We start from the raw sequence: 6,100 nt of genomic DNA, 5'->3' as shown, positions 1-6,100 counted from the left end.
TTACAAAAATCTTTGATTGCCAAAGTGAACACTTCGCTCTCTATATCCTAAAGACAACATCAAATATGCTGCAGACATTGCATCAAGAGCATCATCATGGGTTTTGCTATCCCCCTTATACGAATAAATATCATTAAATACAGAAGAACTACTGTACTTTGTAATGTAAAGTTTCTTATAAGTAAACGGCGTAATTACCGTTGTTATTCTGCTAAATTTATTAGACTTTGGCTTAACTGGAACAATTCTAAAATATTGGCTTATATTATTTCTTAGCAAGATGTATTCGCGGGTCAATCCACCAGCACCTTTTGTATTATCTCTATCCTCTAAATACAGTGTATGCACATTGAAATTTTCTATAACGGTCTTTACCATATTCATAATATAAGGATCATTGGCTGGTCGTTGGTCTTGAAATACAAAAGCATAATACTTATCATCAACTCGCTCCATAACACATAATGCAGTGTTATCCCCTCCAACACTAAATGCTGGGTCTAAATATGCTATCGGGCTAGTAAATACATAATCATTAGTAATATTTATTTGTGTAAAAATTGAATCGGTGCTTGCTATCCACTCACCTAGCAAAACTCTTGCTTTATATGATGGTATATCTTTATAGAGTTTTTCTTGTGTTTCGATAAATCCTTTACTAAGTAGCACATTATCATAAGTTGTAAAATTATATGTCTTAAATGTCGCTATATTATCAATATAATCGGTTTTAAAATAGTGTTCTGGATGATCAGGATTAGTATCAAAAATAATAGTTTCTTGTCCGCACCTAAGTCTTTTTAAGACCTCCTCTAAAGTTTGCTTGTGTAAAGTAGTAGCCTCATTAACAAAAATAAGTGCCGAATTACTGCCTCTAAATCTTTCAAAATCACTTGCCTTATCTCCTCCATATAGATTAATACGAAGTGAATCAATTAATATATATGAATTATTTGTATGTCTTGGGATATAAGGAATTTTAAGAAGTTTACATAGCTTTTCAAATTGTCCCAAAACATTAACTTCAACTGAGCGTTGTGAATTCCCAATAATAAAATTATTAATATCACCAGAGTATAACTTTTTATTTTCAATTAAACTTTTGAGAAAAAGATAACATGCAAGATACGTTTTGCCGCTAGCTATGCCGCCGCTGAGTATAATCTTCTTTTCATTATTTTTTTGAATACTTTTTATAACATTTTTTTGTTTTATGGTTAACTGTTCTTTTTCAAACTTATCAAAATTAATTGAAGAATTTGTTAGCTTTACAAATTGTGATATGTCAACTCCATATTTATTTTTGTATTCCTTTTGTAGTGTTGTAAAAAGTTTTGTTTGATATAAGTTCACTTGTACCCTTTATAACTTTTGTAATTGCCTTTATTCTCAACTTCATGAGCAGAAGAAAGTTTTTTCATACATTCATAGTAAAGCTCCATTTCTCTTATTGAGCACTCCTTTACATATTCATCAAGCTCACTTTTTAAAGAATTAATTTCTCCATTAACAACTTGCTTGTTTTTTTTACTACTTGCTTTATTTAAAGCATCAATTTCGGCTCTTAAATTTTCTATTTTAGTATGCATACTAAAAAGCTCAACACTAGAATATCGCTTAAATGCATGTATAAACCCTAATTCTAAATTGGCTCGCTCTAAATCCAATTCGCTTCTAACTTTCCTAGCGTTAACTTCTGATCTAAAGGTTTGCGACAAAAGGTGTTCAAAAGTATCTTCACTAATTGTTAGTCTAGAGTCCTCGCTAACAGAAGTTTCTCCACTTTCCCACTTTTGTCTCATTCTCCACACATTTACTTTAGAAACCCTTAGTTTAGCTGCTATTTCTTTATCACTTAACGATCCTTCTCTAAAGTATGCAACATAATCATTAAAAGACCTTTTGGCTCTTTTCAAGAAAATTCTCCTAAAATAACAAAATTAACAACTTATTACTCTAAATAGTAATTCAATTTATTAATTATTAACATTAACTATTATCTTATTGATATCTATTGACAGATGTTTGATATTTATTGACTTTTATTGATTTAGAAATAGCGATTAACTAATTTATTAAATTTTGCTACAACTTGACTATACCAATTTGGAAAAATCTTTTATTGTTTTTATAAGATACTTCCTTGTGCAAATTCCCTTATCATAGTAGTGCATGATTATAAATAATATATCTACAAAGTTAAGAACCCCGTCTATTGATTCTCGTTTTGGATCTTTTCTACCAATCTCATCCATAATATCAGAAACAATACTCAAAAACCGGTCGGAATATTTCTCTCCCATTTTTTTCAAACATTTTTCTAGCATTCCTTTCTTATAGCTACAATCAAACTTCATATTTTGGAAATTTTTATACTTTTCTATTATATGCTTATCTTTCAGAACATCTTTAATAAAATTTTTTGCAGGGTTTATAATACCATTTATAATTTCATCAATACTTTTTCCGGTTTTTCTTTTGTATTCTTGTATTGATACAAAACCTCTATAAAAATCCTTTTTTTGTTCCAGAGTTAATTGCTTAACTCCATAAAGTTTGCTTATTTCCTTTTTTGTGCCTGGGCTCAAACAATCATAAAAATCTGAAATTTCATTTATATACATCAAAACTCTAGAGAGTATATAAATAAACAATATTTTTAACAATAGTTTTTGGCATTTTCACTTCATAAGTGATATAGCTTAAATAGAAAAACAAGACTATCAATTGGCCTTGTTTTTCTAAATTCGATTAACAATAAAAACTTTTTCTTTATTCTTTTTTACCTTCTACAGTTTCTCCAATATTTTTAAGTTCTTCTTCAATCTTTTTAAGCGAATTAGTTATAACTTCATTGGTCATATCGCTAGTATTATTACCACTAGTCATATTTTTAAACCCCAAACTATTAGCACACTGCCAAGCTTGTAATCCAACACCACCTTGTCTTTGGACTTGAGAACCATGCGTTACTCCAGTTGCAGATTCAGCTTGGTTTTTATACTCTTCAAATTTCTTTTTAGCCTCTTGTAAAGCTTTTTTTCTCTCCTCTTTTTTCTTTTTTAAGCTCTCTGAAAGTTCATTTAATTTATCTTCAAGTCCTTTTCCGTTTAATTTTTCTTTTATTTTGTTTATTTTTTCTTCATACCCAGAATATGTTTCAATAGAAGTTTTTTTAGAGTCTAATTTTTCTATCTTATTCTTTAATTCTTGAATTTGTTTTTCAATTTCTTTTGTATCTAATGTGTTTAAATCTTTTGTCTCTAAAATTTCTAAAAATCCTTCAACTTGTTTTTTTATCTCTTGTTCTGTTTTTTTTACATTTTGTTCTGAACTTTCTAAATCTTTCACCGCCCCTTCTAAATCTTTACTAGTTACATCATTCTTACAAGAACTTATCAGCATAAAAATAGCACAAATAATAAACATTTTTATTTTTTTATTCATAAAGATTGTCTCCTATGTTGTAAGCGTTTATTTCAAATTCTTTTTAAATTCATCTTAAATTCCTCTAATAAAATTGCATATGTATTATCTCTTCCTAAAAATGTAATAAATTGAGAGTCATTAATAGTTTCTATTTTTGTTTCTATGTTTTTGATTTTATAATCTTCTCCTTCTTGATAACCATAATAATCCGCATTAAATGCTCCTCCTCTAATCATTGAATTTACAAAGTTGTTAATTTCTGACTCTTTTACTGAAAATAATCTAGCCGTGTGCCCCCCAACATTTAAATCTGTTACAATACTATATTCTTCTTTTATTAGATCTAAAGTTCCTAAATCTATCCAATTGCCGATATTTGTTTTTTTATATTTAATATATACATTAAAATCAAAAAATTCGTCAGTTTTTATGCGAAGATATCCAACTAAAGCGCACCTTCTGAAATAAGTAATAGCTGCTCCAACCATTTGGGGTACGGTCTTTCCATTTTTAGAGCTGTTTTCATTGGTCCATTGTAATTTTTCTGTAAAAGTTGGCGTATCAAATGAGTATTTGTACACAGTGCTTGTACTGTAGAATGTCGTCCTAATATAATCAACTATGCCATATTGCCCCTCTACAGAAATTGGATCTTGCGTAAAAAAAAGATCCAAATTATGCTTATCAATAACGTTTTTAATTTCTCTAACTATGTCATCTAAACTTCGATAATTATACTCGTACCCCTTAGAATTCTTATTAATCCCTGATAAATTCATTCTTAGGGTTTTCATATCTTTTCTGAAGCTTATTTTTGCTTGAATATTATTTTGCATTTCTTGATTTTTTTCTGAAACATTGTTCATGGGGTTCCCCTTCTAATTATTTTTCAAAATTTTACCTAGCCAATACTTTGCTCATCATATAAAGATAAAGTATTATTTTTACAAGAAATTATCAAAACAAAAACTGCACAAATAATTAAATTTTTCATTTTCTTATTCATAAGTTACTCCATAAGTCCCAATATTACCACAACAGCTAATAATTGCAATATTTCAAAGATTTAAATATATAATTTTGTTACATTTCGAATTACATTGTTACAAAACTAAAATGTAATTTTAATCAAACTCATAAAATCTCTCCATTGCAAATGCACTACTCATTATAAGAGACTACAAAACACATACAAATTAAATTTCAAAGTCTTTGCTATATATTACACAAAGTATTGTATCTTTCTTGTGTACCACCCTTAAAAATTGCCTCTTCTGTTTATCCCACCTGCTCTACAGCCCAGATTTTGCATGCAATGAGAACTCACAAAATTTGACTAAAATTTTTAGTTTTTGGTACAATATAAATTACATTTTTCATCTATTTTTATTACTTTTACTTAATTTAAAAGTAACACTTATAAGGAGCTTGTCTTATGGATACTAATAATTCTTTTAATTTAAATAATTTCAATATGGATTTTACGCTCAAACTATTTCAAGAATACCAAAATGCATTAAATAAAAACAAAATTCTAGAAAATGAAAATAAAATTCTTAAATCTCTAGAAAATTCACCTAAACGTAAGAAAAAAAATTCAAAACCAACTCCTAAGTTTTATTTGACCCCTAAAAGTATTAAATTAATTCTAAAATGTGCCAAAACCCTAAAACAAATTGACCCAATTTCTGGTTGGTTTGTGCATCTACTCTTAATAAGTGGATGTAGAGGCACTGAAATGCAAAAAGTAAAAATGCAAGATATTTCAACTTTTTTAAGCAAAACCGGAAAAACTTTATATACTATTAAAGTAAATGTGGCAAAAAAAAGAAATACCTCTTGTATTAGAGAAATTGTCATCAACTCAGAAGAGTTCGAGGCTATCCAAACAGCACATAAAAATCATTTCCAAGAAAAAACTCTTGACTCGCGACGTACTTATCTTTTTCAAAAGAACAAACATAAGTTTAAAGATAACCAAATTGATATTGTCCATATTTCTAAAAAATTCAAAAATCTTCTTAAAAAATCGGGATTTCGTGTAAATAAATCTCTCCATCTATGTCGAAATTTATTTATTTCAAATTTGAAATCTAACGGCTACAATTCTTTTCAAATTAAAGAACTTATGAAATATTCTTCAACCAATGAAATTGATAATATCTACGGACTCTCTTCTGCTAATAAAATTCAAGCTTATGAATGTGCTAAAAAGTGCCTTAAACTTTAGTAAAACTATTTCAGTTTAAATATACGCTTTGAAGTTACTTTAAATATTTTTCCACGAGGTTTCAAGTCAAGTGAATCATATAATATTTCTTTATTTTTTGTTGCTATAAAGTGATATCCATTAACCTTATCGATTTTAACTTCGCTTATTTCAAATTCATTGGCTGCACCTAAATAATTTAAAGACTCATATCTCACACTACTTCTAATTCCGTAGTAATTAAGTATCATACATGGATTTATAATAAAACAATTGCTCTTAATATATCCAAGTCCTATAAATCTATAATACGCTGCATTTATCTCATAAACATTAAATTCACGTTTCTTAAATAGACTTGTATAATAATGTAGACACAAAAAGTAACAGCCCCACCTTTGTATCTCTGGGCGTAAAGTTCTATTGTCTTGTTTTATTTTATTAATAAGCATTAATTAATCC

General features: G+C 28.2%; 7 protein-coding genes and 1 pseudogene. 1 reads left to right on the top strand and 7 read right to left on the bottom strand.

The features are described from left to right. The 6 genes and pseudogenes from BB_RS06480 to BB_RS08075 all read right to left on the bottom strand — a co-directional run. Entirely contained in the window at window positions 1-1,353 is a 1,353-nt protein-coding gene (locus BB_RS06480; RefSeq protein ID WP_010883773.1) for a PBSX family phage terminase large subunit, read from the bottom strand. After that, window positions 1,350-1,916, bottom strand: coding sequence for a DUF603 domain-containing protein (locus BB_RS06475; protein ID WP_010883788.1), 567 nt, complete (start codon window positions 1,914-1,916; stop codon window positions 1,350-1,352). Before BB_RS06475 ends, BB_RS06480 begins: the two co-directional genes overlap by 4 nt. A 180-nt stretch (window positions 1,917-2,096) precedes the next feature. Further along, window positions 2,097-2,624: a DUF643 domain-containing protein gene (locus tag BB_RS06470; RefSeq protein WP_010883787.1), complete on the bottom strand. Its 528-nt coding sequence runs from the start codon at window positions 2,622-2,624 to the stop codon at window positions 2,097-2,099. Window positions 2,625-2,772: 148 nt separating this feature from the next. Further along, window positions 2,773-3,447, bottom strand: coding sequence for an ErpY (locus BB_RS06465; RefSeq protein ID WP_010883772.1), 675 nt, complete (start codon window positions 3,445-3,447; stop codon window positions 2,773-2,775). Between the two features lie 32 nt (window positions 3,448-3,479). Then, the gene (locus tag BB_RS06460) at window positions 3,480-4,295 is read right to left on the bottom strand and encodes an Erp family outer-surface lipoprotein (protein ID WP_010883799.1); all 816 of its coding nucleotides are present in this window, start codon (window positions 4,293-4,295) and stop codon (window positions 3,480-3,482) included. Between the two features lie 62 nt (window positions 4,296-4,357). After that, window positions 4,358-4,435: pseudogene (locus BB_RS08075) on the bottom strand (ErpL protein); the annotation flags it as partial. A 429-nt stretch (window positions 4,436-4,864) separates the two neighbouring features. Between BB_RS08075 and BB_RS06450 the strand changes: the two are divergent. Then, window positions 4,865-5,659, top strand: a complete 795-nt coding sequence (locus BB_RS06450; RefSeq protein WP_010883786.1) for a site-specific integrase — start codon at window positions 4,865-4,867, stop codon at window positions 5,657-5,659. 5 nt (window positions 5,660-5,664) lie between these two features. On the opposite strand, the gene BB_RS06445 is transcribed toward BB_RS06450, so the two are convergent. Further along, a complete protein-coding gene (locus BB_RS06445) occupies window positions 5,665-6,090 on the bottom strand; it encodes a DUF261 domain-containing protein (protein WP_010883785.1) in 426 nt (141 codons plus the stop codon). Window positions 6,091-6,100 lie beyond the last annotated feature (10 nt).

Origin of the sequence: Borreliella burgdorferi B31, from assembly GCF_000008685.2 — a bacterium.
GTDB lineage: Bacteria > Spirochaetota > Spirochaetia > Borreliales > Borreliaceae > Borreliella > Borreliella burgdorferi.
This window is presented reverse-complemented; position numbering and strand designations above follow the sequence as displayed.

What these genes read in the sequence shown, in the direction of transcription:
- BB_RS06470 (WP_010883787.1), bottom strand. Translation starts at nt 2,624, where the DNA reads ATGTATATAAATGAAATTTCAGATTTTTATGATTGTTTGAGCCCAGGC.
- BB_RS06465 (WP_010883772.1), bottom strand. Translation starts at nt 3,447, where the DNA reads ATGAATAAAAAAATAAAAATGTTTATTATTTGTGCTATTTTTATGCTG.
- BB_RS06460 (WP_010883799.1), bottom strand. Translation starts at nt 4,295, where the DNA reads ATGAACAATGTTTCAGAAAAAAATCAAGAAATGCAAAATAATATTCAA.
- BB_RS06450 (WP_010883786.1), top strand. Translation starts at nt 4,865, where the DNA reads ATGGATACTAATAATTCTTTTAATTTAAATAATTTCAATATGGATTTT.
- BB_RS06445 (WP_010883785.1), bottom strand. Translation starts at nt 6,090, where the DNA reads ATGCTTATTAATAAAATAAAACAAGACAATAGAACTTTACGCCCAGAG.